Annotated in this window: 24 protein-coding genes; 11 read left to right on the top strand and 13 right to left on the bottom strand. The window is 69.7% G+C overall.

The genetic code is table 11. From position 1 onward, the window contains the following. Positions 1–85: 85 nt before the first annotated feature. From WJX68_RS11045 to WJX68_RS11035, 3 genes are all read right to left on the bottom strand, one after another. On the bottom strand, positions 86–1132 hold the full coding sequence (locus WJX68_RS11045; RefSeq protein WP_340289135.1) for a Vgb family protein: 1047 nt from the start codon (positions 1130–1132) through the stop codon (positions 86–88). A 92-nt stretch (positions 1133–1224) separates the two neighbouring features. Continuing rightward, on the bottom strand, positions 1225–1611 hold the full coding sequence (locus tag WJX68_RS11040; RefSeq protein WP_340289132.1) for a hypothetical protein: 387 nt from the start codon (positions 1609–1611) through the stop codon (positions 1225–1227). A gap of 252 nt (positions 1612–1863) precedes the next feature. Then, a complete protein-coding gene (locus tag WJX68_RS11035) occupies positions 1864–2574 on the bottom strand; it encodes a hypothetical protein (RefSeq protein WP_340289129.1) in 711 nt (236 codons plus the stop codon). A 257-nt stretch (positions 2575–2831) separates the two neighbouring features. Here WJX68_RS11035 and WJX68_RS11030 point away from each other — a divergent pair, with 257 nt between their 5' ends. Together WJX68_RS11030 and WJX68_RS11025 are read left to right on the top strand one after the other, a co-directional pair. Beyond that, positions 2832–3977 carry an acyl-CoA dehydrogenase family protein gene (locus WJX68_RS11030; RefSeq protein ID WP_340289126.1) on the top strand — a complete coding sequence of 382 codons (1146 nt, stop codon included), beginning with the start codon at positions 2832–2834 and terminating at the stop codon, positions 3975–3977. A gap of 47 nt (positions 3978–4024) precedes the next feature. After that, a complete protein-coding gene (locus tag WJX68_RS11025; RefSeq protein WP_340289123.1) occupies positions 4025–4576 on the top strand; it encodes a TetR/AcrR family transcriptional regulator in 552 nt (183 codons plus the stop codon). Between the two features lie 93 nt (positions 4577–4669). Here WJX68_RS11025 and WJX68_RS11020 read toward each other — a convergent pair whose 3' ends face one another. Next, positions 4670–5776: an NDMA-dependent alcohol dehydrogenase gene (locus WJX68_RS11020; RefSeq protein WP_340289120.1), complete on the bottom strand. Its 1107-nt coding sequence runs from the start codon at positions 5774–5776 to the stop codon at positions 4670–4672. A 56-nt stretch (positions 5777–5832) separates the two neighbouring features. Next, complete coding sequence (locus WJX68_RS11015; RefSeq protein WP_340289118.1) at positions 5833–6558, bottom strand: nitroreductase; 726 nt, start codon at positions 6556–6558, stop codon at positions 5833–5835. Positions 6559–6573: 15 nt separating this feature from the next. Here WJX68_RS11015 and WJX68_RS11010 point away from each other — a divergent pair, with 15 nt between their 5' ends. Together WJX68_RS11010 and WJX68_RS11005 are read left to right on the top strand one after the other, a co-directional pair. After that, positions 6574–8337, top strand: coding sequence for an aldehyde dehydrogenase family protein (locus WJX68_RS11010; protein ID WP_340289115.1), 1764 nt, complete (start codon positions 6574–6576; stop codon positions 8335–8337). A 26-nt stretch (positions 8338–8363) separates the two neighbouring features. After that, positions 8364–8801: a MaoC/PaaZ C-terminal domain-containing protein gene (locus tag WJX68_RS11005; protein WP_340289113.1), complete on the top strand. Its 438-nt coding sequence runs from the start codon at positions 8364–8366 to the stop codon at positions 8799–8801. Positions 8802–8844: 43 nt separating this feature from the next. On the opposite strand, the gene WJX68_RS11000 is transcribed toward WJX68_RS11005, so the two are convergent. Both WJX68_RS11000 and WJX68_RS10995 read right to left on the bottom strand, forming a co-directional pair. Next, the gene (locus tag WJX68_RS11000; protein ID WP_340289110.1) at positions 8845–9984 is read right to left on the bottom strand and encodes a CaiB/BaiF CoA transferase family protein; all 1140 of its coding nucleotides are present in this window, start codon (positions 9982–9984) and stop codon (positions 8845–8847) included. Then, positions 9981–11933 (bottom strand): flavin-containing monooxygenase, encoded by a 1953-nt coding sequence (locus WJX68_RS10995; protein ID WP_340289107.1) that lies wholly within the window; start codon positions 11931–11933, stop codon positions 9981–9983. Before WJX68_RS10995 ends, WJX68_RS11000 begins: the two co-directional genes overlap by 4 nt. Before the next feature lie 363 nt (positions 11934–12296). Here WJX68_RS10995 and WJX68_RS10990 point away from each other — a divergent pair, with 363 nt between their 5' ends. Together WJX68_RS10990 and WJX68_RS10985 are read left to right on the top strand one after the other, a co-directional pair. After that, positions 12297–13793, top strand: a complete 1497-nt coding sequence (locus tag WJX68_RS10990; protein ID WP_340289104.1) for a carotenoid oxygenase family protein — start codon at positions 12297–12299, stop codon at positions 13791–13793. Between the two features lie 11 nt (positions 13794–13804). Next, positions 13805–14914 (top strand): acyl-CoA dehydrogenase family protein, encoded by a 1110-nt coding sequence (locus WJX68_RS10985; RefSeq protein WP_340289101.1) that lies wholly within the window; start codon positions 13805–13807, stop codon positions 14912–14914. Between the two features lie 48 nt (positions 14915–14962). Here the strand turns inward: WJX68_RS10985 and WJX68_RS10980 are convergent, their stop codons facing one another. Next, entirely contained in the window at positions 14963–15772 is an 810-nt protein-coding gene (locus WJX68_RS10980; RefSeq protein ID WP_340289098.1) for an alpha/beta fold hydrolase, read from the bottom strand. Beyond that, complete coding sequence (locus WJX68_RS10975; RefSeq protein WP_340289095.1) at positions 15769–16248, bottom strand: PaaI family thioesterase; 480 nt, start codon at positions 16246–16248, stop codon at positions 15769–15771. The genes WJX68_RS10980 and WJX68_RS10975 overlap by 4 nt, the downstream gene beginning before the upstream one ends. Before the next feature lie 121 nt (positions 16249–16369). Between WJX68_RS10975 and WJX68_RS10970 the strand changes: the two genes are divergently transcribed. The 5 genes from WJX68_RS10970 to WJX68_RS10950 all read left to right on the top strand — a co-directional run bounded on the left by WJX68_RS10970 (position 16370) and on the right by WJX68_RS10950 (position 22547). Continuing rightward, positions 16370–16999, top strand: a complete 630-nt coding sequence (locus WJX68_RS10970) for a TetR/AcrR family transcriptional regulator (protein ID WP_340289092.1) — start codon at positions 16370–16372, stop codon at positions 16997–16999. A 200-nt stretch (positions 17000–17199) separates the two neighbouring features. Next, the gene (locus WJX68_RS10965; RefSeq protein WP_340289089.1) at positions 17200–18354 is read left to right on the top strand and encodes an acyl-CoA dehydrogenase family protein; all 1155 of its coding nucleotides are present in this window, start codon (positions 17200–17202) and stop codon (positions 18352–18354) included. Positions 18355–18439: 85 nt separating this feature from the next. Continuing rightward, on the top strand, positions 18440–20251 hold the full coding sequence (locus WJX68_RS10960) for an AMP-dependent synthetase/ligase (protein ID WP_340289086.1): 1812 nt from the start codon (positions 18440–18442) through the stop codon (positions 20249–20251). 23 nt (positions 20252–20274) lie between these two features. Next, complete coding sequence (locus WJX68_RS10955; RefSeq protein WP_340289083.1) at positions 20275–21762, top strand: class I adenylate-forming enzyme family protein; 1488 nt, start codon at positions 20275–20277, stop codon at positions 21760–21762. Next, positions 21759–22547 carry an enoyl-CoA hydratase/isomerase family protein gene (locus WJX68_RS10950; RefSeq protein WP_340289081.1) on the top strand — a complete coding sequence of 263 codons (789 nt, stop codon included), beginning with the start codon at positions 21759–21761 and terminating at the stop codon, positions 22545–22547. The genes WJX68_RS10955 and WJX68_RS10950 overlap by 4 nt, the downstream gene beginning before the upstream one ends. A gap of 65 nt (positions 22548–22612) precedes the next feature. Here WJX68_RS10950 and WJX68_RS10945 read toward each other — a convergent pair whose 3' ends face one another. The 4 genes from WJX68_RS10945 to WJX68_RS10930 form a co-directional block, all read right to left on the bottom strand. Further along, positions 22613–22852 (bottom strand): cytochrome C oxidase subunit IV family protein, encoded by a 240-nt coding sequence (locus WJX68_RS10945; protein WP_340289079.1) that lies wholly within the window; start codon positions 22850–22852, stop codon positions 22613–22615. 59 nt (positions 22853–22911) lie between these two features. Continuing rightward, a complete protein-coding gene (locus WJX68_RS10940) occupies positions 22912–23457 on the bottom strand; it encodes a cytochrome c oxidase subunit 3 (RefSeq protein ID WP_340289076.1) in 546 nt (181 codons plus the stop codon). 85 nt (positions 23458–23542) lie between these two features. Further along, the gene (locus WJX68_RS10935) at positions 23543–24343 is read right to left on the bottom strand and encodes a hypothetical protein (RefSeq protein WP_340289073.1); all 801 of its coding nucleotides are present in this window, start codon (positions 24341–24343) and stop codon (positions 23543–23545) included. A 67-nt stretch (positions 24344–24410) separates the two neighbouring features. Beyond that, positions 24411–25580, bottom strand: coding sequence for an acyl-CoA dehydrogenase family protein (locus tag WJX68_RS10930; RefSeq protein WP_340289070.1), 1170 nt, complete (start codon positions 25578–25580; stop codon positions 24411–24413). Between the last annotated feature and the right edge of the window lie 21 nt (positions 25581–25601).

Below are 25601 nucleotides of genomic sequence, written 5' to 3'. Positions count from 1 at the left end.
GCGCGACAGTTGGAACCGAGTAGCCCAGCGCAGATCCACCGACTGGAGGCCTCGTCCTGGCATCGCTCGCAACCCCCGGCGACTGTCACCCCAGCTGGATTCGGCCCACCTTGTTCGCGACGAGCAGTCCGACCCACACCTCGTCGTCCTTCTGCGTGTTCAAGTCGCACGGCGTCGATGCCGGAGACGGGGTGGTGATCTCCTCGAGCTGCCCCGTCCTGATGTCGTAGACACCGATCTTGTTCCCGAAGCTGGGGAACAGCAGGCCACCCTGGGTGAAATAGAGCTTGCCGTCGCCGGCGGTCTTCATGGTCGTCGGTACCGGCAGAGGATTCCCCGGGGTGATCGGCAGCGGTTGGTCCCCGCGCTTCGCGATCAGGTCGACCTCGGTGATCTCGCCGGTCTCGACGTCGAGCCGCCCGAGTCGCTGCCCCAGCGCCTCCGTGAACCACACCGCGCCGTCGATACCGGTGGTGATGCCCTGCGGGCCGGACAGCGGCTGAGGAAGTGGGAACTCGCGCACCGTGAGGGTGTGCAGGTCGAGGACGACGATCTGATTGCGCACGGTCTCAGCCGCGACGATCGTGTCCCCCGGTCCGGGCTGGATGATGGCGATGACCGCACCCGTAGCGATCGGGATCTTCGAGAACTCACCGGTCTTGATGTCCAACCGGCCGATCGCGCTGAGACCGATCAGAGTGAAGTAGGCGGCTCCGTCGGTCCCGAAGGTGAGGTCATCGGACGCGCTCGCGCCGTACCGGCCGCCTCCTCCGTTGCCGAGTGCGCCGGCCCAGGGCAGCGGGAACTCGCGCATCCCGCCCGTCGCCGGGTCCAGGCGGACAATCTGGTTCCCGATGACCTCCGGGAACCAGATGCCGCCGTCCGGGCCGAGTTCCATGCCGCCGGGGATGGCGCCCGGTGTGGGCAGCGGGTACTCGCGGAACTCGCCGCTTTCGACGTCGAACCGGCCCATTGAGTTCGCCGCGATCTGTTCGATCCACAGGTACCCGTCACGATCGAACTCGATCTCACACGGGGTGCCGAGCGGGTTCGGGATCGGACCGAACTCTTCGATACGTCGGTCGCTGTCGGCCATGGCGGCTCCAGCACCGGCGAGCAGCACCGAGGTCACTGCCGCGCATACGAGCAGTGTGCGGCCCCACGCCGGACGACGTCGTCGCCGGGCGGCGGAGGGAGCGACTCTGATGTCCACGATTGCTCTCCTCAGACCGCGTAGGCGGCGTAGGTCTGGGCGATGGCCGCTGATCCGGCCCGGGCCTGGTCCGGTGTGAGCCCGTTCGTGGCCGCGAGTGTCCCGGCGATGCGGAAGGAATCGGTGGCCACGGCGAGCGGCGCTCCACCGTCGGTGAACATCGTCGCGACGGCCGGTGCGTAGGTGTCGCCTCGTCCCTCATCAACCGCGACGACACCCGCCCGGAAGATCACGTCAGCCAACCGGTCCGACTGCTCGCTCATGCCGGCGCCGCGGACGATGCTGGCAGCGCGCGCACCGTCGCCGGCCGCGACGGCCGCGATCGCGTCGTCGACGGCGCAGTCGATCGATTCCGCTCCTGTCGAACAGGGTGTGCCGGGCTGGGGGACGATCGTCACCGCCCACGCTGCGGCCGGAGCCCCCAGCAACGTCCCGGCCACAACCGAACCGGCCACCACCAGCGTCGTTGCTCGGCGTGTGAACCTCGCACCCATGATCGTCGTTCCTCTCTCGATGCCCGAGGCCTGCCGCTCGGACCGCTACAGGCCAGAACGAACGTTCCGGTCTGAAGTCACGCACTTTCGAGACGAAGAAGCCATAAAACCCGTTCGAGTGACTTTCGACGGTCTACCCGACGCCCCGACCGCGCCTCAGCCTTCGAGTCGACGCGTCCCTGGACCCGCGCGTCGGAGCAGGGCTACGTTCGCCACCGCCCACACCACCGCGGAGCCTCCGAACGCGAGGAAGATCGGGGAGCGGAAGAAGGCGTCGAGCAACGCCCACGCCGTGAACAGACCGACCTGCACGGCGACCAACGACCAGGCCATCGTCATCGTCTGTCCGGCCGACGACCTGCGTCGGGTCAGTAGCACGGACTCGAACACCGGCCCCATCCAAGCGGTCACCGCGAAAGAGATGAGGAACAGCGGATCGTGCAGAGCACTCTTCACGACCACCCACGCCACGGCGATACCGCCGATACCCGCGAGAAGGAGTGCGCCGAAGAGCCGCTGAGACGCCCAGGGCATGAGCTCCGAGCGACCGAAGCGAAACACCTGGGCCACCAGGGCAAACTCAATGACGGTGGTGACCGCCAGACCCGCCAACCAGAGGATCGTCCACGGGTGTGAGAGCGGCCCGGACAGCCACGCAGGCCAGTTCAGTACGTAGGTCAGGTCATGCACGCCGAAGAAGCCCACCGCGGTGAAGGCCGCCGGATACAGCCGGGTGCGCGACGCAGCCCGGAACGCCGAGATCAGGTAGGTCAGCGTCGCGACGCCACATACCGCCACCAACAGCACGACGGCGACGACATTGCGCTCGACGGCGCCGAACACCGACAAGGGGTCATAGGTCTGCACGGACGACTTCCTTTCCGGACGGGTACCGATCGCACCCACGCCCCAGGATCGTTTGGGAAGTCGAGCAAGGCAAGCACCGTCGAACGATCGTTTGCATCGTGGATCGACCTGGTCACGTCCGTACCTCTGCCTTGAGCACATGCGCTGTGTCATACTCAAGACCTGACAGGAACGATCGTTCTCAGTCGGCGGAGCTGCCGCCGGGATTGGACACGTCGATGACGCCCCAGCCGTCGGTCACCCCTTCACTCCCCCTCGTGCCCAGCGACGAGGAGGTCCTCCTCCGCAAGTCCGTGGCCTCCATCTCCTCGCGGTACGGCGCTCCGTACTTCCAGCGTGTGGTGGACGAGCGAAAGCCGGCTACCGAGCTGTGGAACGAGCTCGCCGGGGGCGGCTTCTTCGGGGTGCACCTCCCGGAGGAGTACGACGGCGGCGGCGGCGGCCTCTACGACGTCGCCGCCGTACTCGAGGAGACCGCGGCCGCCGGGGTACCGGCGCTGGCCGCGGTGTTCTCCCCCGGGGTGAACGGCACGATCCTCGCCCAGCACGGGACCCCGGAGCAGAAGGACCGCTGGCTGCGCGGCCTGGCAACCGGGCAGATCATGAGCTCGTTCGCGATCACCGAGCCGGACGCAGGGCACAACTCGTTCAACATCTCGACCTCGGCACGTCGCGACGGCGACGACTGGATCCTGAACGGTCAGAAGTACTACATCTCGGGCTTCGACGAGGCGGAGTTCGCGATCGTCGTCGCCCGGACCGGGCAGGACGAGCGGTCCGGGCGCGGACTGCTGACGCTGTTCATCGTCGACACCGACGCGCCGGGGGTCAGCCACCAGCCGCTGCCCACGGCTCTGCAGGTGCCGGAGAAGCAGTCCACGGTCTACTTCGACGACGTGCGCATCACGCCGGACCGGGTGATCGGCGCGGAGCACCACGGTATCCGCGCCGCGTTCGCGGGGATCAACGCCGAACGGCTACTGGTCAGCGCGATCTGCACCGGAGTCGGCCGTTACGCACTCGAGAAGGCGGTGGCCTACGCGAGCGAGCGCACCGTGTGGAAGGCGCCGATCGGATCCCACCAGGCCATCGCCCACCCGTTGGCCGAGTCCAAGATCGCACTCGAGACCTCGCGGCTCATGACGGCGAAGGCGTGCATGCTCTACGACCTCGGCCTCGACGGCGGCGAGGCCGCGAACATGGCGAAGCTGACCGGTGTGGACGCCGGCCTGCACTGCCTGGACGCGGCCATTCAGACCCACGGGGGCAACGGCGTGGCTCTGGAGTACCAGCTCAGCAACTACTGGTTCCTGCTGCGCATGCTGAAGATCGGACCGGTGTCCAAGGAGATGATCCTCAACTTCATCGCCGAGCACACCCTCGGGCTGCCGAGGTCCTACTAGGCGCGGCGTCCGGCCCCGGATCGGACGTTCTCCTAGGATCGGTGCACGTGGGCCGTGAAAAGCAGATCCTCGACGCCGCCGAGCAGCTCTTCTTCGAGCGTGGTTTCGACGGCGTCGGTGTCGATGCGATCGGCGAGCTCGCCGGCATGTCGGGATCGGCGATCTACCGACACTTCGACGGCAAGAACGAGATCCTGGGCGTGCTGTTCGACCAGGCCATCGATGCCCTGCTGCTGAGTATCCAGGCCCCCGGCCCGGATCCGGCAGCCGACCTCGAGGGCCTGGTCGAGGCGCACGTTCGGTTTTCCGCCCAGCACCCGAAGCTCGCGGCCATCTGGCTGCGCGAGGAACGTTCGCTCGCCGACCCGTACCGCAAGTCGTACCGGCGGCGCCAGCAGCGCTACATCGACCGGTGGCGCGTGTGCCTCGAGACCCGGTATCCCGGAGCCCCACCAGAACGCATCACCACAGCGATGCGGGCGGTGCACGCGCTCATGCTGTCCGACGCCACCCGACCCGCCCGTAGCAAACAGTCCGAAGACGCGGTTCCGCTGCTGCGGGACATGGCGCTGCGGGCACTCAGCACCCTCGACGGGTGATCGCCGCACGCCCACCCGACCGCAACGACGGCCGCCCACCGGCGGGGAGCACCGGTGGGCGGCCGTCGTGTCGTGGTGCCGGCGTGGGGTCGCTCAGTGCTGGTGGCGCACCACACCGCGGATGTTGCGACCCGCCAGCATGTCGTCGTAGGCCCCGTTGATGTCCGTGAGCTTGTACTCCTGGGTCACGGTCTCGTCGAGCTTGAGCTTGCCCGCCCGGTACAGCCGGAGCAGCTTGGGGATGTCCGCCCGGGGGTTTGCCTCACCGAAGAGGCTTCCGAGCAGCCGCTTCTGGAACAGGGTGAACATGACCAACGACATCTGCGCGGCAGTGTCGGTGACCGACGCCAGACCGGTGACGACCGTGGCGCCGCCCTTGCGCGTCAGCTCTAGCGCCTCGGCGATCATGCTTCCCTCGACCAGCCCGGGCGTGAGGATGACCGAGTCGGCCATCACGCCCCGGGTCAGGTCGCGCACCAGCTCGACGGCGTCGGCCATGCTCGGTGCGAAGTGGGTGGCCCCGAAACCTTCGGCGTGCTCCTTCTTCGACGCGACCGGGTCGATCGCAACGATCTGCTCGGCGCCGCCCAGCCGGGCGCCCTGCACCGCACCGGCGCCGATGCCCCCGATCCCGACTACGACCACCGTGTCGCCCTGCCGGACGCCGGCGGTGTTCACCGCCGAACCCCACCCGGTCGTCACACCGCACCCGACCAGGCACGCCTTGTCGAGCGGGATGTCCTCGTCGATCGCGACGAGCGACTGCTCCGGGACCGTGCCGTAGGGGGCGAAGGTTCCCAGCATCGACATCGAGCCGACGTCCCTTCCCCGAGCCCGGCGGCGGAACGTCCCGTCCAGGTTGTGCCCGGCCATGATCAGCGCGCCGAAATCGCACAGGTTCTGCTGCCCGGTGGAACACCACCGGCACTTCCCGCACGCTGGAAGGAACGACCCGACGACGTGGTCGCCCTCCTTGAAGCCCGACACACCGTCGCCGACCTCCAGGACGACGCCGGCGCCCTCGTGCCCCCCGACAGCGGGCAGCGACGCCGGAATGTCACCGGCCCTCGGGTGGTGGTCGGAGTGGCACAGCCCGCTGGCCTCCCACCGGACGAGTACCTCGCCGTGCTTGGGACCGTCGAGCTCGACCTCCTCGACACTCCAGTCCGTCCCGGGCTCCCACAGCACCGCGGCGTCCATCTTCATCGGGTTCCTCCACTTCGTCGGGGGGTTCGGGGGTGTGGTCGTGACCGGACTCAGCCGGAGTACCAGGTCACGGTGTCCTCGACCGGACGCCGATGGGTCCGGAAGTTGTTGGCCGCCGCCTCGCGATCCGGGCGGCCGAAGGAGATTCCGCAGACGACGCGGCGGGTCTCGGGCAGCCCGAAGTACGAGCGGATGAACGGGGCGTACGCCGCCAGCGCGGCCTGCGGGATCGCACCGAGGCCGAGGCTCTCGGCCGCGAGCAGGAAGCTCTGCACGTAGAGACCGCAGTCGACGGCGCCGTAGGTGCCCAGGGCCGCCTCGGTGGTCACGAGCGCGACATGAGGGGCACCGAAGAACTCGAAGTTGCGAGCGGTCTGCCGGCCGGATGCGGCCCGGTCACCGCGAGCGATGCCCACCGCTTCGTAGAGCTGCCAGGCGCACTCCTTCCGCCGCAGGTCGTACTCGCCCTCGTAGCGCTCCGGGAACGGGAAGTCCGGGGCCATCCCGGCCGTGGACAGGTGCTCCAGCAGCGCGGTGCGGAATCGGTCGGTGCCGTCCCCGTCGGTGACCACAATGTGCCAGGGCTGCGTGTTGCACCACGACGGCGTGCGGCGTGCGAGATCGAGGACCGTCTCCACCGTGCTGCGCTCCAGCGGCTCGGCCAGGTACTGGCGGCAGCTGCGACGGCCGTCGAGCAGCCGGGCCAGCGCCGCCGTGTCCTCACCCGGTGTCGTGCCGCTGCCGGTCCCGGAAGCGCTGTCGGCGGTAGTCGTCACGGGTGCTGGACCTCCATGGTCGTGCGGCTCGGGGACCGTGCGGAGTCGCCGGCCGGGCGGCCGGGACGAGCCTGGCCCTATTTTGAGGCATCTGATATCAATAATGCCCCCGAGGTTTCGTGGAGTCAACGATCGTTCCGACGATCGGTTGCGGCATCCTTCGGGAGCAGGTGCAGCGCAGCAGCCAGCCGCCGTCCGACCGACGGCGGGGATCGGAGCGGACCGATGTCGTCGGCCATTCGCGAGTCCTCGGACACCACCCGGAACGAGACCGGGGTCGAAGTACGGTCACCGGCCGACGGGCGGGTGGTGGGCAGTGTCCCCGACATGAACGCAGGCCAGGTTGCGCAGGTAGCGGCCCGATTGCGGGCGGCACAGCCCGAATGGGAGGCGATCGGGTTCGCCGGCCGCCGGATGTGGCTCGGCCGGTTCCGGGACTGGCTGCTCGACAACGAGCAGCGACTGCTCCGGATGGTGCAGGAGGAGACCGGCAAGTCGTGGGGCGACCTCGCGCTCGGCGAGATCACCCCAGCGGTCGACACGCTGAACTACTACCTCAAGCACGGAGAACGATTCCTCCGCCCGGAGCGCCAGCGGCCGCACAGTCCGGCCATGATGACCAAGAAGCTCAGCATCACCTACTCACCGCACCAGCTCGTCGGCATCATCACTCCCTGGAACGCCCAGCTCTCCATGCAGATGCTCGACGCGCCTGCGGCCCTGATGGCGGGCTGTGCGGTCCTGAGCAAGGCGTCCGAGGAGACACCGCTGACCTGGGCCGAGGCCGTCCGCGGATGGAACGAGGAGATCGGCGCACCGCCGGTGCTCGGTTGCGTGACCGGCCGCGGGGCGACCGGCGCCGCAGTCGTCGACGAGGTCGACATGGTGCAGTTCACCGGGTCCGTGGAGACCGGGCGCGCGATCGGCATCCGCGCAGCCGAACGTCTCGTGCCGTGCAGTCTCGAGCTCGGCGGCAAGGACGCCCTCATCGTCCTCGCGGACGCCGACCTCGACCGTGCCGTCTCAGCCGCGGTCTGGGGTGCCTTCTACAACGCGGGCCAGATCTGCGTGTCGGTCGAGCGCGTCTACGTCGAGGCGGCCGTCTACGACGAGTTCGTCCGCCGGGTCGTCGAGCTCACTCGGACTCTGCGGGTCGGCTCCGACGAGCCGCAGTCCTATTCCTCCGACGTCGGCGCGATCGCCACCGAGCGCCAGCTCGAGATCATCACCTCGCACGTCGACAACGCGCTCGGCCGTGGCGCACGGGCTCTGACCGGTGGGCGGCGGATCCCTGGACCCGGCCTGTTCTTCGAACCGACGGTCCTGGTCGATGTCGACCACACCATGCGGTGCATGCAAGAGGAGACCTTCGGTCCAACCCTCCCGATCATGAAGGTGGCCGACGAGAACGAGGCCGTCCGGCTGGCCAACGACTCCCGCTACGGCCTCGCGGCCAGTGTCTTCAGCCGCGACCACCGGCACGGCCGCCGGGTCGCCGAACGCATCGACTCGGGCACCGTGAACGTCAACAACGCGATGACCAACGTCTTCCAGCTACCCGTCCCCATGGGCGGGAGGCGACAGTCGGGCATCGGTGCCCGGCTCGGCGGTGCGACGGGCATCCGCAAGTACTGCCGCACCAAGCCGATCATCGAGGAGCGGTTCAACCTCAAGTCCGAACTGTACTGGTACCCCACCATGGCCGAGCGCAGCCAGCTGATGGGCAAGCTCGCGCGGTTCGTCGGCGCGAAGGACCTCCGTCGCCGGCTGGGCCGCTGAACGGCGGTTCCGCGGCGGTCCCCGGCGTGCTGCTGCTCGCCGGGGACCTCGCGGTCGGGACCGTGTTCGACATCGGCTCCCACAGGCTCTCGGAGCGCGAGATAGTCGACTTCGGACGGGCGTGGGACCCGTTGCCGCACCACACCGAACCCGGTTCGGCCCCGGCCCTCCGGTTCGGTGGTGTCATCGCCAGCGGGGTGCATGTGCTCGCGGTCTTCCAGCGGCTGCAAGTGGACGCCTTCCTCCGCCGGGTCGCCGTCGTCGCCGGGATGGGCACCGACGGCATGCACCTCCTGGCTCCCAGCAGGCCCGGTGACGTCCTCTCCGGCCGCGTGGAGATCGTGGCGGTGACCCCGCGCCCCGGCCGCGACGACGCGATCGTCCGGACCCTCGGCAGGCTCTCCACCGGCACCGGCACCGTGGTGTTCGAGGTGGACGCCCGCATCCTCGTCCGCAACGCGTGATGCCCGGCCCCGCCACGGGGCCGGGCATCATGCGCCCGAGGGATCAGGCCTGGTGCGCGACACCTCCGGCGATCAGCTCGTCGACCGCGGTGACGCCCCAGTCCTCCAGCGCCTGCCGGGTATGGGTACCCGCCGCGGCGGGGGGCGCGGGAAGGTCGGGGACCGACCTGCTGAACCGCGGTGCCGGAGCGGGCTGCCGCACCCCGCCGATCTCCACGAACGTGCCCCGAGCGGCGAGGTGCGGGTGGTCCGGGGCCTCGGTCAGCCCCAGCACCGGCGCGACGCAGGCGTCGGTCCCCTCGAACACGGCCGCCCAGTCGTCACGGTCGCGGGTGGAGAACGCCTTCGCGATTCGCTCGCGCAGAGCAGGCCAACGCATCGGGTCGCGCCGGTCGCCCTCGTCGGCCTCGATCCCGAGGATGCGCACGAACTCGGCGAAGAACGCCGGCTCCAGCGCCCCGACCGCGAGGTGGCCGCCGTCGCGCGCCGGGTAGACGTCGTACCAGGGCATACCGGAATCCAGCATGTTCGACGCCGGCCGGTCGCGCCAGAGCCCCGCGGCGAGCATGCCGTGCAGCAGACCGGTCAGCGAGGCGGCACCGTCCACGATGGCTGCATCGACCACTTGACCGCGGCCGGACGACCGGGCCTCCCACAGCGCGGCGAGGACCCCGATGATGAGGAAGGTCGACCCACCGCCGAAGTCACCCACGAGGTTCAGCGGTGGCGTCGGCGGCTGACCTCGTCGGCCGATGGCGTGCAACGCACCGGTGAGAGCGATGTAGCCCAGATCGTGCCCGGCGGTCGAGGCGAGCGGACCGGTCTGCCCCCAGCCGGTCATCCGGCCGAAGACCAGAGCCGGATTGACCGCCCAACAGTGCTCCGGCCCGAGTCCCATCCGTTCGGCGACGCCGGGACGGTAGCCCTCGAGGAGGACGTCCGCCGAGGCCACCGCCTCCAACACCGCACGGACGCCCTCGGGGCGCCGCAGGTCCAGCACGACGCTGCGCCGCCCGCGGCGGAGCACGTCGTGCTCGGCGGGTACCGCACTGCCGCCCCCCGCAGGACGGTCGACGCGCAGCACGTCCGCCCCCAGGTCGGCGAGCAGCATGGCGGCGTACGGGCCCGGTCCGATGCCGGCGAGTTCCACCACCTTGAGTCCCTGCAGCGGCCCCCCGCTCACGCCGAGGCCCGCTGCTGCGTCCGGGCCGGCTCGACGTGGTACTCGTCGAGGTCGACCTCCAGCGTCCGGCCCCAGTAGTCCAGGTAGGTCCACGGACTGCTGATCACGACGCGTCCGGCTTCGTTGCGGTAGTAGGTGCTCATCCCCCGATGCACCCAGATCGAGTGCGCGAGCGCCTCGTCCAGCTCACGGTTGTAGGCCTCGAACACCTCGGGGCGGACCTCGGTCGTGGACAGGTCGCGACGCACCATGGCGTCGAGGACCTGCAGCACGTAGCGGACCTGGAACTCGGTGGCGATGATGGCACTCCCGCCGTGGCCCGCGTTGGTGTTGGGTCCGTTGAGGATGAAGAAGTTCGGGAAGTCGGGGACGGTCACACCGAGGTAGGCGCGCGCGTCCTGCCTGCCCCACATGTCGCGCAGCGTGCGGCCGGACCGCCCGCGGATCTCCATCGGCCACAGGAACTGCAGCGTCCGGAACCCGGTGGCAAGCACCAGCACGTCGGCAGGGTACTCGGCACCCGATTCGGTGACGATCGAGTCGGGCCGGACCTCGGTCACCCCCTCAGCGACGAGGTCGACGTCGTCCCGACAGATCGTGCGGTACCAACCGTTGTCCAGCAGCGGGCGCTTGCCGTAGGGCGGGTAGTCCGGCAGGCAGTCGTCCATCAGCTCCTCGGCCTGGTCCCCGAGCTCCGAGCGGATGTAGTCGGTGAGGAAGACACGGTGCCGGTCGTTGATGGCGTTGATGGACCGCTCGGGGTGCGGCCAGTCCGGGTCGATCTGCAACGACGGGTGCAGCCGGTCGGAGAAGTTCCAGAAGGCACGCAGCCGGTACCACTCGGTGTAGTACGGAACGACCTCCATGAGGTACTTGACGCTGTCGGAGACCTCGCGCAGGTAGTTCGGGTGCGGCAGCGCCCACTGCTTGGACCGCTGGAACACCGTGACCTGTTCGGCCCGGCCCGCGATCGTCGGCACGAGCTGCATCGCGCTCGCCCCGGTGCCGACGACGGCCACCCGCTTCCCGGTCAGATCCACGTCGGGCAGCCACTCGGCGGTGTGCATCCGGGGGCCGGCGAAGGACTCCAGACCAGGCAGCGCCGGAACCGAGGGGCGGTTGACCATGCCGACCGCGGAGACCAGCACGCGTGCGGAGCGTTCGGTCCGGACGCCGTCCGCACCGCGTGCCACGACCGTCCACGACGCCGTGCCCGCGTCGTAGTCCGCTCGCTCGACCTCGACCCCGAACTCGATGTTGCCTCGGACCCCGTAGGTGTCGGTGAGCCGCTCGAGGTATTCCGACACCTGCGGCCGCTTGGCGAAGTAGCGGTCCCAGCGAGAGTTCGGGAAGAAGGAGAACGAGTACAGATGACTCGGCGTGTCGACGCCGCAGCCCGGGTAGGTGTTCTCCAGCCAGGTCCCACCGACCCCGGGGTTCTTCTCCAGGATCGTGTAGGGAACCCCGGCTGCCTCCAGCTTCACGGCCAGGCAGAGACCGGACAGGCCGGATCCGATGATCAGGACATCCAGGTCGCCGATGCGGTCCGGCAGATCGACGTCGCGGCTCCGCAGGCCGAGCTCCTCGCTCAGCAGGGGTCCGTACTCCGCGGGCACCGGCTCGTCCATGGCGACCTCGAGCATCGCCGCCACCCGTTCCGGCTCCGGGGACGACGCCGGGCGGGCCCCGGACGTGACCAGGTCGAGGACCGCCTTCCGGACCTCGTCCTGCCGTTCGGGCGGCAGGCCACCGGAGTCGTTGTCGTCGAGGCCCTTCGGCCGTCGGGGCCGATAGGGGTCCCGGAGCCACTTCTCGTCCCCCGTTGTGTGCGCGAGCACCATCAGCAGGGTGGGGATGTTCCCGTCGGCGAGTGCTGCGCGGAGCCGGCCCGGGTCGATGGCCGGACCCGGGCCGTCCGCCCTGGGACTCTCCTTCCGAACGTGGTTCACCACTGCCCCTTTCGTAGGGACCTGAGGCGGGGCTGCATACCCCGCCTCCAAGGTCACGGGCGCCGCCGCCCGCATGTTATTGAGCCAGAACGTCTCAAATATAGAACTCCGCACCGACTCGGGTCAACCGACGCCCACCGACGCGGCAGCGAGCCCGTTCACCTCTGGTCCGCTCACGTCCGGAAGCCCACAGGACCCTCAGAGGCCGATCTACGTGCACTGAAATCGGTTGCACGACGATGCGCTGGCATGATCACAGAACGATCGTTTACAGTGTTCGAGGTATATGCGGGATCCGTGCGGTCGGCATCGTCACACCTCGATCGGACGGATCGTTCGCCTGACGGACCGGAGGACTGTTCCATGGGGTATCCACTGCCGGAAGAGGCCCGACTGAAGGGGCCGTTCCAGCCGATGCGTTTCGAGGCGACGGTCGAGGAGTGCATCGTCACCCACGGGGAGATCCCGAAGGATCTCGCGGGCGGCTTCTACCGGGTCGGGCCGACCTGGAAGCGACCGACCAGCCAGGGCACCAACGGCCTACTCGGCATGGACGGCATGGTGCAGGGCCTGGTGCTCCGCGACGGACGCGCGGACTTCCGCAACCGGTGGGTGCGTACCCCGAAGTACCTGCTCGAGGAACAGCACGAGCGGGGCATGTTCGAGTGGACCGACGGCGACTGGCACGACTGGCGCACGTACGGCTACGGCGACGTCAAGCGCGACCGGTGGACGACCGGTGTCCCCCAGGGCACCAACAACATCAACGTCTTCCCCTTCGCGGGCGAGATGGTCGCGTCCTCGGAGCAGGGCGGCGCCCCCATTGCGCTGGACCCGATTACGTTGGAGACCAAGGGGATCGTCAACTGGTCCCCCAAGCTCTCCCCCGGGATCCACGAGCCCGCCGCCTACGGTGACGCCACGTTCACCGCACACCCCAAGTGGGATCACGAGACGGGCGTACTCTACGGCTGGGCCTACCGCGACACTGCGCCGTACGTGACGGTCCACGTCGTCCATCCCGACGGCGGGGTCGAGAGCCGCGAGCTGTGGGACGCGCCGTACAACTCGGTCGCCCACGACATCTGGCTCACCCAGGACTGGATGGTGATGCCGTTCCAGCCGTTCCTGATCGACAAGCAGCGGATCACGAAGCAGGAGACCAGCGTGTTCGGCTGGGACCCCGACCTGCCCATCGTCCTGGCACTGATCCCCCGTCACGACATGACCGCCCCGGTGCGCTACATCACCACCGACCTCGAGCCGCAGTACATCATGCACACGCTGTCGGCGAACGTGACCGGGAACCTGCTCACTCTCGACGGGCCCATCTTCAACCGGCCACCGTTCCCGTTGGAGCAGGACTTCGCCGCGGGTGACGACGTGGCGCTGTTCTTCTCCATCGCCCGCAGCCACCTGGGACGGTGGACGGTGGACCTCACCACCGGCAAGGCCACCGCCGAGCAGCTCTCCGACCGTCCGTCGGAGCTGCCCAAGGTCGACGAGCGCTTCTACGGCAGGGGCTACACCTTCGGCTACCAGGTGGGCGGCGAGATCAAGCGCGGCGGCATGCGCATGAACAGCCTGGTCGTCACCGACATGACGACGCTGGCCGACCAGGAGTTCGTCATCCGTACCGACCAGCCCGCTGCGGTCCTGGAGGCAACCTTCGCCCCGCGCCACAAGGACTCGCCGGAGGGCGATGGATACATCATCGTGCCCGTGTCGTGGTGGGCGGAGAAGCGTGGCGAGTATCAGATCTTCGACACCCACGACATCACGAAGGGGCCGATCTGCCGGATTGAGCTGCCCTTCATGATGGGCTGGACCCCGCACGGGCACTGGATGGACTTCCGGTGATCCCCCGGACCGTGTTCGACGAGGACCACGAGAAGTTCCGCCGGATCGTGCGTGAGTTCCTGACCGAGGAGGTCGTCCCCGCCTACCCGGGCTGGGAGGGGACGGGCAGGCCGTCGCGCGAGTTCTGGCTGCGGGCCGGCGAGCTGGGCATACTCGGAATCGGAGTTCCGGAGGAGTACGGCGGGCTACCCGGATCCGACTTCAGGCACAGCGCAGTGGTGACCGAGGAGGCCCAGCGCCTGTTCCTCGCGCTGGGCGGGCTGAGGGTGCACACGGACATCTGCATGCCGTATTTCTTGGAGTACGCGTCGGAGGAGCAGAAGGCGCGCTGGCTGCCCCGCCTCGTGTCGGGGCGGGCCGTCGTAGCGCTCGGCATGTCCGAACCCGCAGCGGGTTCGGACATGAAGGCCATGGCCACCCGTGCGGTTCGCGACGGCGACCACTACGTCGTAGACGGCGCGAAGACCTTCATCTCCAACGGGGCGGCCGCCGACCTGGTCGTGCTCGCGGTCAAGACCGCGCCGGAGGCGGGTCGGGACGGGATCAGCCTCCTGGTCGTCGAGACCGACACCGCCGGGTTCGGCCGCGGACGCAAGCTCGACAAGCTCGGCCTTCGGGCGCAGGACCTCGCCGAGCTGTCGTTCACGGACATGCGGGTCCCGGTGGAGAACCTCCTCGGTGAGGAGAACGCCGGATTCCGGTACCTGACCGCGAACCTCGCCCAGGAACGACTGTCCATCGCGATCAACTCGCAGGCGGCAGCCGAGGCCGTCCTCGACGCCACGGTCGCATTGCTCTCCGGACACCGCACCGAACAGAACACGAAGTTCGAGGTGGCCGCCTGCACCACCGACGTGCGTGCGGGCCGGGCCCTGATCGACGCCTCGCTCGCGGCGCTCGTGGCAGGCGACCTCGACGGTGCCGACGCCGCGGTGGCCAAGCTCTACTGCACAGAGCTGCAGGGCCGGGTCGCCGACCGTTGCCTCCAGCTCGCCGGCACCGACGGCTACCGCTGGGGCTCGCCCCTGGGGCGCGCCTACCTCGACGGCAGGGTCAGCCGGGTCTACGGCGGATCGAGCGAGATCATGAAGGTGATCGTGGCTAAGGCCGCCGGACTGTGACACCGCGGGCCGCCCGGACGGACCGGGCGGCCCGCGAAGCGAGCCCCGTCACCACTCGAGGAAGTCGCCCAACGCCGCGTCGAACGCATCAGCGGCCTCGAACATCGGGTAATGACCGCACCCGGGCAGCTCCACCAGGCGGGAGTCGGCGAGACGGTCGCGCAGCCAGAGCGCCCCGTCGGTCCTGTGGACAGGGTCCGCGCTGCCCATCACCTGCAGGACCGGCACCGTGACCCGGGGGACGTCCTCGACGAGGTCGCTGTGGAACATCGTGCGGGCGCAGGCCAGCGCCGCCCACGACGGCATCCGCAGCGACAGACCGACCAGATGGTCCAGGACGTCCTGGCGCGGTTCGCGGGCGAAGGACGCTGCGATGAACATCCGGCGAGCAGCGATCCGGTCCCGTTGCTCGACCTCGGCCATCGCGCGCTCGGCCCGATCGGGGTCGCGCCCGAACGGGAACTCCGCCGACCGGGACGCGCGGACGGCGTTCGAACCGACCAGGACCAGCCGTCCGACGCGGTCGGGCCGGGTGGCGGCGAACCGGAAGGCCACCTGGCCACCGAAGGACCAGCCGAGGACGTCGGCCTGCTCGACCCCGCAGGAGTCGAGCACGACCTCCAGGTCGAGCGACAGCCGGTCCAGGTCGTAGCCGCCGGCCGGCGCATCGGAGCGTCCGTGCCCACGCTGGTCGACCGCGAGCACCCGGCGGGAGGCTCCTGCCAGGCGTACCTGCCGGTCCCAGACCTCGTGGGTCAGCCCGAAACCGGGCACCAGCAGCAACGGGTCCGCGTCGCGGTCCTCGCCGTGGGTCGAGACGTACACCCGCACGCCCGGCTCGACCTCGACGACCGTCATGACGCGCCATCCGTGGGCAGCGGCCCGGGCAGGTGCCGGGACGACCCGTCGACCGCCATCGTCCCGCGGAACCGCGCCACCGTCCGGCCGTCCCTCCCCGTCACCTCGACCGAGACGAACACCAGCGTGCGGCCGACCCGGTCCACCGAGCAGTCGAACACCAGTGGCGGATGGGCCGCACGCAGGAACTCCCCGGTCAGCGTCGCCGTCGCGGGCAGCTGCCCCTCCTGGACCGCGGTCATCGCCACGATTCCGAAGCACTGGTCGGCCCAGCCGGTGACCAGCCCGCCGTGCACGGCTCCGTTGGGGTTGAGCGGCCAGTCCGAGCGGGTCAGGCGCAGTCGGGCGCGACCGGGCCCGATGTCCAGGCACTCGAAGCCGAGCTGCGGAGAGACTCCGGTCGACTCCGCCCACCGGACCCAGTCCTCAGAGGTGCCTCCGTGGGGGACCGGGACCCACGGCACGGTGTGGTTCACACTATTTTCGAGACTCATCGTCTTACAACTATTCTCCGCGTCCGGGCGTGCGTCAAGCGGGATGCACCACCCGCGGGACGGTTATGATTCACACCGTCTCTAATTCACAGATCATCCGGGGGTGCGCGTGCCGAAGGGTTCCGGGACGGGGCGGACGATCTCGGGTCGCCCCCGAGGCCGGCCGCGTCGCGACATCGATCCGGCCGCCGTCGCCGACGCGGTCGCCGAGCTGTACGCCGAGGGCGGGTTCGACAACGTGTCGATCGGCGGCACCGCGGAGAAGCTGTCGGTCTCGCGGGCGACGCTCTACCGCACCGTCCCGACCAAGGACGACCTGCTCGGCATCCTCTTCGAGCGCAGCACCCGCGACCTGTTCGAGCAGGCATCCGCCGTGACCTCGACCGGGACGGGACCGCGCGAGAATCTCCACGCCCTGATCCGCGTACACGTGGACGCCGCCGTGCGCATGCGCAGGTACATGACCGTCTTCTACGGCGGTGCAGGCCTCCCACCCGACGTCTACCAGCGGTGGCAGGATTTCAGTCGTCGGTACGAAGAGATCTGGGTCGGAGCCGTGTCCGCCGCCATGGACGCCGGCGTGCTGGGTCGCGACGACCCGCAGGTCGTCACGCGTCTCCTGCTCGGCATGTGCATCTGGATCTCCCGCTGGTACCGCACCGATGACGGCCGCACCCCGGACGACATCGCCGACTCGGTCATCCGCCTGGTGAGCGGACCCGGCCCCACCTGACCCGCAGGGCCGGCGCACGCTGCGCCTCAACAACCTCGGAACGATCGTTCTCACGACCGTTGACACGCATCCCGCCCGTTCCTACTATTGAGACGATCCGACTCAATAAGAGGGTCCGGGCCCACCAACCGTGTCCCGCGGACGACGCCGCGCCCAGGGCGCGGCACGCGACCCCCACGATGATGTGAGGAGCATGCGCCGTGAGCGCAGGACGATTCACCGACGAGCAGCGGGCGTTCACCGCCGCGGTGACGGACTTCTGCCGCAGGGAAGCGGGCACCCGCGAACAGCGGTCCGCCCTCACCGGCGGCGGACGTGAGTCCCACAGCCCGGAGCTCTACGCCCGGTTCGCCGCGGCGGGCCTGCTCGGCGTCGGCATCCCGGAGGAGTACGGAGGGTCCGGGGGCGGGCTGATGGACCAGTGCCTGCTCTTCGAGCATCTGTTCCACGGACTCGCCCCGCTGCACGGCGCAGGTCCTTCGCACACCGTGGCCGGGATCTACAAACACTACGGCGACGAGCAGCAGAAGAAGTCGGCGCTCGCCGCCATCGCCGGCGGCACCGTCATGTCGATCAGCATCTCCGAACCGCAGGCCGGTTCCGACGCTGCCGCCGTCACCTGCCGCGCGGACCGCACCGCGGGCGGCTACCGGATCACCGGGCAGAAGACCTGGTGCTCGGACGCCCAGTACGCGGGCTCGATCCTGCTGGTCGCCCGGACCGACCGCGCCGAGAGGCGCCACGACGGCCTCACCATGTTCGAGGTCCCCACCGACAGCCTCGGCCTGCAGATCAGCCCGATCGAGACGATGGGCGGTCGCGAGGTCAACGATCTGTACCTGACCGACGTCGAAGTACCGGAGTCCGCGGTCGTCGGGACGGTCGGCGCCGCCTGGAAGCAGATCATGGCCGGGCTCAACGGCGAGCGGCTCGTCGCCGCCGCCCAGGGCATCGGCATGGCCCAGCGCACCTTCGACGACCTCCTCGGCTACCTGCGCGAGCGCGAGCAGTTCGGCCGGCCGATCGGCACCTTCCAGGTGGTCCGGCACCGCATCGCCGACCTCGCCATCGAGATCGAAGCGGCCCGCGCGCTCACCTACGACACCGTGGAGCGCGTCGAGGCCGGGACCGATCGACCCGAGGAGCTCGTCCGCCGCACCTCGATGGCGAAGGTGAAGGTCACCGAGACGGCCAAGCAGGTCGCACTCGAGGGCGTGCAGCTCATGGGCGGCTACGGCTACGCCACCGAGTACGGCATGGAGGAGCACCTCCGCGCCAGTATCCCCGCCACGATCTACGCGGGCACCAACGAGATCCAGCGCGAGATCATCTCGTCCACCTACGGGCTGCGCTGATCCTCCCCGCGGCCGTCCGCGCCGTCGCTCTCACCCGGCTCACCGGGCCCAGACCCATTCCCACGACGCCCTGAGGGAGTCCACAGTGACCAGTGCCCCCGAGACGACCGCTCCCGGAACCGACCGGACCCGCGATGCGGTCGCCGCCGCCCCCGCGACCACCGTTCCGGAGGCCTTCCACGCCACCGTCGCACGGGTCGGCGACCGCACTGCGCTGCGGACTCTCGGCGGAGAGGAGGAGTACACCTGGTCGGAGTACGCGCAGAAGGTCCGGGAGTACGCGGGTGGCCTGGCCGCCCTCGGTCTCGGGCGGGGGGACACCGTCGCCGTCATGACCGTCAACGGCCCGGCCTTTCACTTCGCCGACACCGCCGCAGTCCACATCGGGGCGGTGCCGATCTCCATCTACGCCACGCTCCCCCCGCACGACATCGCCTGGATCCTGCAGAACGCCGGGGTCACGGTCGTCCTCGCGGAACCGGACTTCCTGCCCGTGTTGGAACGGACCCGTGAGGTCGGCGACCGCCCGCTGCGACTGATCTCGCTCGGGGACTCCGGTGGCGACGGCACCATCGCCGAGGCGATCGCCTCGACCCCCGGTGACTTCGACTTCGGCGCCGCGTGGCGGTCCGTCTCCCCCGAAGACCCCGTCACCGTCAGCTACACGTCCGGCACCACCGGGAATCCCAAGGGTGTGGTGCTCAGCCACCGCGCGGTCCTCGGAAGCCTCGACGCGCTCGACCAGGTCACCGGTACCGTCGACGGCGGACGCGTTGTCTCGTTCCTCCCCATGGCGCACGTCGCGGAACGGATGTTCTCGCACTACCGCGGCATCCGCTACGGCCTGACGCTGACCAGCTGCCCGCACCCGTCGCTCGTCCCGCAGTACCTGCTCGACGTCCGGCCGCACTACGTCTTCTCACCGCCCCGGCTGTTCGAGAAGCTGCGCGCCGCGATCGAGGCCCGCTCGGCCGGAGACGCTCCTGCGGCCGTGGCCGCCCGTGCCGCGATCGCGACCGGGCTGGAGGTCGTCGAGTTGCAGCAACGCGGCGCGCCGGTCCCCGTGGAACTGGCCGACAGGTACCGGACCGCCCAGGCGGAGGTCCTGACCCCGATCCTGGCCGGACTGGGGCTCGACCAGGTCGAGGTGGCTCTCACCGGTTCCGCTCCCGTGGCGCCGGGTCTGGTGCGCTTCTTCCTCGCACTCGGGCTGCCCGCTCTCGAGGCGTGGGGCATGTCGGAGTGCGCCGCCTTCGGCGCCATCAACCGGCTCGATGATGTGCGCACCGGGACGGTCGGCTACCCGCTGCCGGGACTCGAACTGCGTCTGCAGGAGGACGGCGAGATCCTCCTGCGCAGCCCGTTCCTGATGAGCGGCTACCTCAACCAGCCCGAGCTCACCGCACAGACCCTCGATTCCGACGGCTGGCTGCACACCGGCGACATCGGCGCATTCGACGAGGACGGTCGAGTGAAGATCGTCGACCGCAAGAAGGAGCTGATCATCAGCGCCTTCGGCAAGAACATGTCGCCGTCGAACATCGAGGCGAAGCTGAAGGAGGCCAGTCCGCTGATCGGCCAGGCCGCGGTCATCGGCGACGCCCGGCCCTACAACGTCGCCCTGCTCGTGCTCGACGTCGAGGTCGCGAGCTCGCTCGCCGGCGGACCTGCCCCGGCAGCGGAGCTGGTCACCCGGCCCGAGATCGTCACCGCGGTCGAGCGGGCCGTCGACGCCGCCAACGAGCGGCTGGCGCGGGTGGAGCAGATCAAGCGCTACCGGCTGCTGCCCGACGAGTGGCTCCCCGGCGGGGACGAGCTCAGCCCGACCATGAAGCTCAAGCGCCGCCCCATCTCGACGAAGTACGCGGACACGATCGAGGACCTCTACCAGGACTGACCGATCCGCCCAGGGGAGGAACGATGCCTACGCTCGGCTCCACACTGATCCAGAACGCCCGGCGGGTGCCGGACCGCGAGGCGCTCGTGCACGACGGTCGGCGGTGGAGCTGGGCCGGGCTGGCCGACGCCGCCCGTCGGACGGCTGGTGCGCTCGATGCACTCGGGCTGGGCCCCGGAGACCGGTTCGCCGTGCTCTCCGGCAACCGGGCCGAGTACGTCGTCGCGGAGTACGCCGCCCTGCTGCTCGGCGCGATCGTCGTCCCGGTGAACGCCCGGTCCGCCCCTCCTGAGATCGCGACGGTCCTGGCGGACTCGGGCGCCACCGTCGTCGCAGTCGGGCCCGACTGCGACGTCCCGGACGGCGGACGGGCCCGCGTCGTCGCACTCGTCGACCTCGTCGGGACCGACGCCCCACCGATCGAGGGCGATCGTGCCGAGGAAACCACGGACGCCTTCCTGACCTACACCTCGGGGACGACCGGCCGTCCCAAGGGCGTGCTCGTGGACCACCACCGGGCGATCTGGGCCGCGCTGTCCCAGATCACCTCGCTGGGAATGCGCGACGGCGAGCGCTACCTGCACCTGTCGCCGTTCCACCACTCCGGTGGTGTCGTCTTCACCTCCGCCGTGACCCTGCTCGGCGGTACCCACGTGGTCGGTCCGCCTTTCGAGCCGGGCGCGGTCCTGCAGATGCTCGAGGAGGAACGGATCGAGTCCTTCCTCGGCGTGCCCACGATGTACCAACAGCTGCTGCGCCACCCGGATCTGGATCACCGCGACCTGTCGCGCCTGCGTACCGGTGTGTTCGGGGCGGCCGCGATGCCCGAGACCGCGCTACGGGAGCTCCTGACGCGCCTACCCGGCATCGAGCTCCGACAGCTCTGCGGCCAGACGGAGTCCGGCCCGACGGGCCTGTTCTCCACGACCGCCCAGCTGCGCGAGCGGCCGGATGCGACCGGGCACCAACCGCAGCCCTTCCTCGAACACCGGATCCGCACCCGTGAGGGGCGCGATGCCGGCCCCAGCGAGATCGGCGAGCTCCTGTTCCGCGGCCCTGCGGTGATGAAGCGGTACTGGAACGCCCCCGAGGCGACCGCGGAGACCCTCCGAGACGGCTGGCTGCACACCGGGGACCTGTTCCGGGTCGATCCGGACGGCGCACTCGTGCTGGTGGACCGCCTGAAGGACATGATCATCACCGGTGGCCGGAACGTCTACTCGGCCGAGGTCGAGCAGGTGGTCGCGACCCATCCCGCGGTCGCCGACTGTGCCGTGCTCGGACGTCTGCACCCGGAGTACGGCGAGACTGTCGTCGCCGTGGTCACCGTACATCCCGGCTCGGGGATCGCCATCGCCGAGCTGCGCGAACACTGCGCGTCCCGACTCGCACCGTACAAGATCCCGCGCGACCTCCTCGTGGCCCCGGTGCCACGCAATGCCTCCGGGAAGGTGCAGAAGCACCTGCTCCGGGACCTGATCGCCGTTCCCCCCGAAGGAGCTCCCGCATGACAGACGCCCTCCGCACCAGCGACGATGCCAACGGGGTGCGCGAGATCGTCCTCGACCGCCCGCGTCTCCTGAACCGGTTCGACGAGCAGCTCCACCACGAGCTGACCGCGGTACTGCTCGACACCGCCCGGGCGCCGGGGATCCGGGCGGTCACGCTCCTGTCCACCGGGACGGCGTTCTCCGCAGGCGGGGACTTCGACCTGATGGAGGCCGCGCGCCAGGATCCGCAGGTGCGGGCACGGATCGTCGGCGACGCCCGCCGTCTGCTCGACGCCTTCCTGGAACTCCCCCAGCCGGTCGTCGTCGCTGTGCAGGGAGCGGCGATGGGATTGGGCGCGACGGTGGCCCTGGCCTGCGACGTCGTCGTAGCCACGCACGGAGCGACGTTCGCCGACACTCACGTCAACATCGGCCTGGTCGCGGGCGATGGTGGCTGTCTGGTGTGGCCGCAGGCGGTGGGCATGGTCCGGGCCCGTCGGCACCTGCTGACCGGTTCCCCGCTCGACGCGGAGACCGCGTTCGCCCTCGGAGCCGTCAGCGATCTGGCGTCGGACGCGGAGGACGCGCACCGCATCGCGCGTGTCGTCGCCGGGCAGATCGCAGGTCTGGCCCCGCTCGCGGTCCAGGGCACGAAGCGGGCGCTGAACACCGTCACATCCCGGCGCGCGGCCGAGGTCGTCGACCTTTCCCTCGCGTTCGAGGAACGGACCCTGGCCTCTGAGGACCTGGCCGAGGGGATCGCGGCGTTCCGGGAGCGCCGCCCCGCAACGTTCCGCGGTCGCTGATCCGGCAGACGTCCCGGGCACGGAGAGCGACCTCCGGGCCCGGGACGTGTGACGGTGTCCGGCGGTCAGGAACCCGCGAGGTACAGCACGACGACCATTACGCACACCACGACGCACCAGGTCTCGAAGACGAGCCGCAGCGCAAGGGGCGCCCCGCGAAGCTCCATGAACTCCAGCCCGACGTAACGGACCTTGACGAACCCGATGATCAGGGCCAGCACCACCCCGGCGCTCCCCACGACCCCGTGATCGGCGCCGGCACCGAAAGAGATCAGCGTCGCCGCCACCAGGGCAGCCCAGACCACGGTCGGACGGCTCCGTACCAGTGTTCGGACGGTCATCGGGTGTCCTCCTCCGACGCCGGTCATGACGCCAGGTAGAGCAGCGGGAACAGGATGATCCACAGCAGGTCCACCATGTGCCAGACAATCCCGCCGAGCTCGACGACACGGACGTGCCCTTGGCGCGGCCGGCGGGTCCGGGACAAGGCACGGAGCCCGAGCAGGAAGCCGATACCGAGCACGACGTGCACCGCGTGGATGCCGGTGAGGACGAAGAAGTAGAGGAAGAACTCCCCCGACATCGGGGTGATGCCGGCGGAGAACTTCCCGACCCACTCGAGAGCCTTGATGACGAGGAAGACCCCGCCCAGCGCCGCCCCGGCGGCGAACAGCCGCCCGGCGAGCTCCCGGCTCCCGGTCCGGAAGGCGTGCACCCCGTGAACCACCACCAGCGAACTGGTCAGCAGAACCAGGGTGTTGACCATGCCAGTGGCGAGGTCGAGCTCGGTGCGGTCACTCGCGAAACCGGCAGGATCGGCCGCCCGCTGCACGAGGAAAACTGCGAACAGCACGGCGAACACGGACATGTCCGCCAGGACCACGGCCCAGCCGCCGAGCTCGCCGGGCACCGTGCCCCGAGTCCATCGACCCTGCACCGCGCCTGCTGCGGCGGGCGCGGCCCCGTCGCCGTGTGCGGCAGCCACCGTCACCCGCTCACCCCGCCGAGACCGTGCGCGCATCGTCCGCGCCGACCTCGCGGTCAGCCTGCCGATCGGTGTCGTGGTCGTGGTCGTCGTAGGGTCGGCCAGCGTCCTCCGCGGCCTCCGCGTCGAGGCGCTGGCGCTTGATGTTGCGCAGCAACAGTGTCGCGGCACAGATGATCCAGACCCCGAACAGGAGCAGCGGTGACCAGAACACGAAGAGGCCGTTCCAGGCGAATACCCCGCTCTTCGGCAAGAAAGCGATCGCACCCGCCTCGAACATGACCGCGATCCAAGCAGTCAGGTAGCCGAACCACCGCGGGAACGGCGAGTGCGGCACCGGCCGGCCGACGAAGCAGACGATGGCGATCGGGACCCACATGAACAGGAAATACTGGTCGGTCGTGACCAGGGTGAGCAGCGCGAGCTCGTGGAGCATCGCGGTGATCTCCGGGGCCCGCTCCGGGCTGAACGCCGCCGTCCCCCACATCACGGGGGGCAGGACCAGAAAGATCGACATGATCGTCCCGCCGCAGGCGGTCAGGATCGACAGGATCCGCCCGCGCTCGACCCGCCGCATCTGCACCGCGCACACGATCCCGAGCGGCATGATGAACGCACTGGTCCAGCCGGCGATCACTGCACCAACCCGGATAGGGACGGAGTTCTCCTGGTAGAAGGCCGCGACCTGCTCTGCCGTCCACGTCGCCGAGGGCGGCGGGACCATCTTGAGCAGGAAGATCAGACACGCGCCGTAGATCGCGGTGGTGGCGAGGGCGAACCACACCACCGCGCTCTGGATCCGTTGGGACATCTCGTCATCCTTCTCGTGCGTCGTTGCGCCGGTGGACCGCCGGACCGGTCTCACCGTGAGTCGTGGGTCAGGCGGACCGGGGCGGCCGCTGGTCGAAGCGCCGACCGAGGTACTCCGACGCGATGCGGATGCGTTGCATCGCGGGTGTCCCCCCGGCGAGGGCCCAGCCGTGCGCGTCCCGATGCAGCCGCTCGATCTCGTACTCCTCGGAGTAGCCGTAGCCCCCGTGGAGCTGCATCGCGAGATCGGACACACGCTTGGCCATCTCGTTGGCGAAGCACTTCGCGACCGAGGCCGACAACGGGTCGGGGTGGCCCGTCCCGGCCTCCTCGGCGGCCCGGCGGATCAGCAGACGGGCGGCGTCGACCTGGACGACCATCTCGGCCAGACCGGACTGGACCATCTGGAACTCGGAGATCTCGCGGCCGAACTGATGGCGCTCGCGGACGTAACGGGCGGTCCGGTCGAGCGCGGTCTGGCCGACGGCAAGCGACATCGTCGCGTTGCCGAGGCGTTCGATCGAGAACGCAGTGAAGAGCTTCCCGAACCCGCCCTCGGGCACGATGACGTCCTCGATCGGCACGCGGACGTCGGTCAGGAACATGTCGGCGGAGCCGATCCCGCGGAACCCCATCAGGCTCTCCTGCGGTCCGAAGGTCAGACCGGGTGAGTCCTTGTCGACGAGGACTGCCCCCATACCCTTCGCTCCGGGCGTGCGCCCGAAGCGGACGTAGATCAGGTATTTCTCGGAGAAGCCTGCGCCCGAGCACCAGCGCTTGGTGCCGTTGAGGACGACCTCGTCGCCTTCGACCCGGGCCGAGGTCGTCGCATCCGTCGCCGCGGAACCCGCGTCCGGTTCGGAGATCGAGACCGCGATCGTCGTCGCGCCCGACGCGACGGCAGGCAGGATCCGCTTGCGTTGCTCGTCCGAACCGAACAGGTCGATGACCCGGGCGGGACCGGTCGATGCCTCGAACACCGGCCATGCCGCGACCGGACTGGCCTTCGCAAGTTCCTCCAGCACGATCAGCGCATCGATCAGCGGGCGGCCACCACCCCCGTGCTCCTCGGGCAGGGTCAGCGCGAGGAGGCCCAGCTCGCCGAGCCGGCGGCGTTCCTCGTCGGGCAGATGGGTCCGGCCCGCGTCCCACTCCCGGGCGCGCGGTGCGTAGAGCTCGGCACCCAGCCGGGCGGCGAGCTCCTTGAGCTCGCGCTGCTCGGTGGTCAGATCGGACATGGTGTGTCGCCTCCCGGCGTA

The organism is Pseudonocardia spirodelae, from assembly GCF_037727765.1.
In the GTDB taxonomy this organism is placed as follows: domain Bacteria; phylum Actinomycetota; class Actinomycetes; order Mycobacteriales; family Pseudonocardiaceae; genus Pseudonocardia; species Pseudonocardia spirodelae.
The sequence above is the reverse complement of the archived record's forward strand: the minus strand, read 5'-3'. Positions and strand labels throughout refer to the sequence as shown.

Excerpts from the sequence above, each read along its gene's own strand:
- WJX68_RS10980 (WP_340289098.1), bottom strand. The coding sequence starts at position 15,772 with ATGACGGTCGTCGAGGTCGAGCCGGGCGTGCGGGTGTACGTCTCGACC.
- WJX68_RS10935 (WP_340289073.1), bottom strand. The coding sequence starts at position 24,343 with ATGTCCCAACGGATCCAGAGCGCGGTGGTGTGGTTCGCCCTCGCCACC.
- WJX68_RS11020 (WP_340289120.1), bottom strand. The coding sequence starts at position 5,776 with ATGGACGCCGCGGTGCTGTGGGAGCCCGGGACGGACTGGAGTGTCGAG.
- WJX68_RS10950 (WP_340289081.1), top strand. The coding sequence starts at position 21,759 with ATGACAGACGCCCTCCGCACCAGCGACGATGCCAACGGGGTGCGCGAG.
- WJX68_RS10955 (WP_340289083.1), top strand. The coding sequence starts at position 20,275 with ATGCCTACGCTCGGCTCCACACTGATCCAGAACGCCCGGCGGGTGCCG.
- WJX68_RS10990 (WP_340289104.1), top strand. The coding sequence starts at position 12,297 with ATGGGGTATCCACTGCCGGAAGAGGCCCGACTGAAGGGGCCGTTCCAG.
- WJX68_RS11010 (WP_340289115.1), top strand. The coding sequence starts at position 6,574 with ATGGTCGTGCGGCTCGGGGACCGTGCGGAGTCGCCGGCCGGGCGGCCG.
- WJX68_RS10930 (WP_340289070.1), bottom strand. The coding sequence starts at position 25,580 with ATGTCCGATCTGACCACCGAGCAGCGCGAGCTCAAGGAGCTCGCCGCC.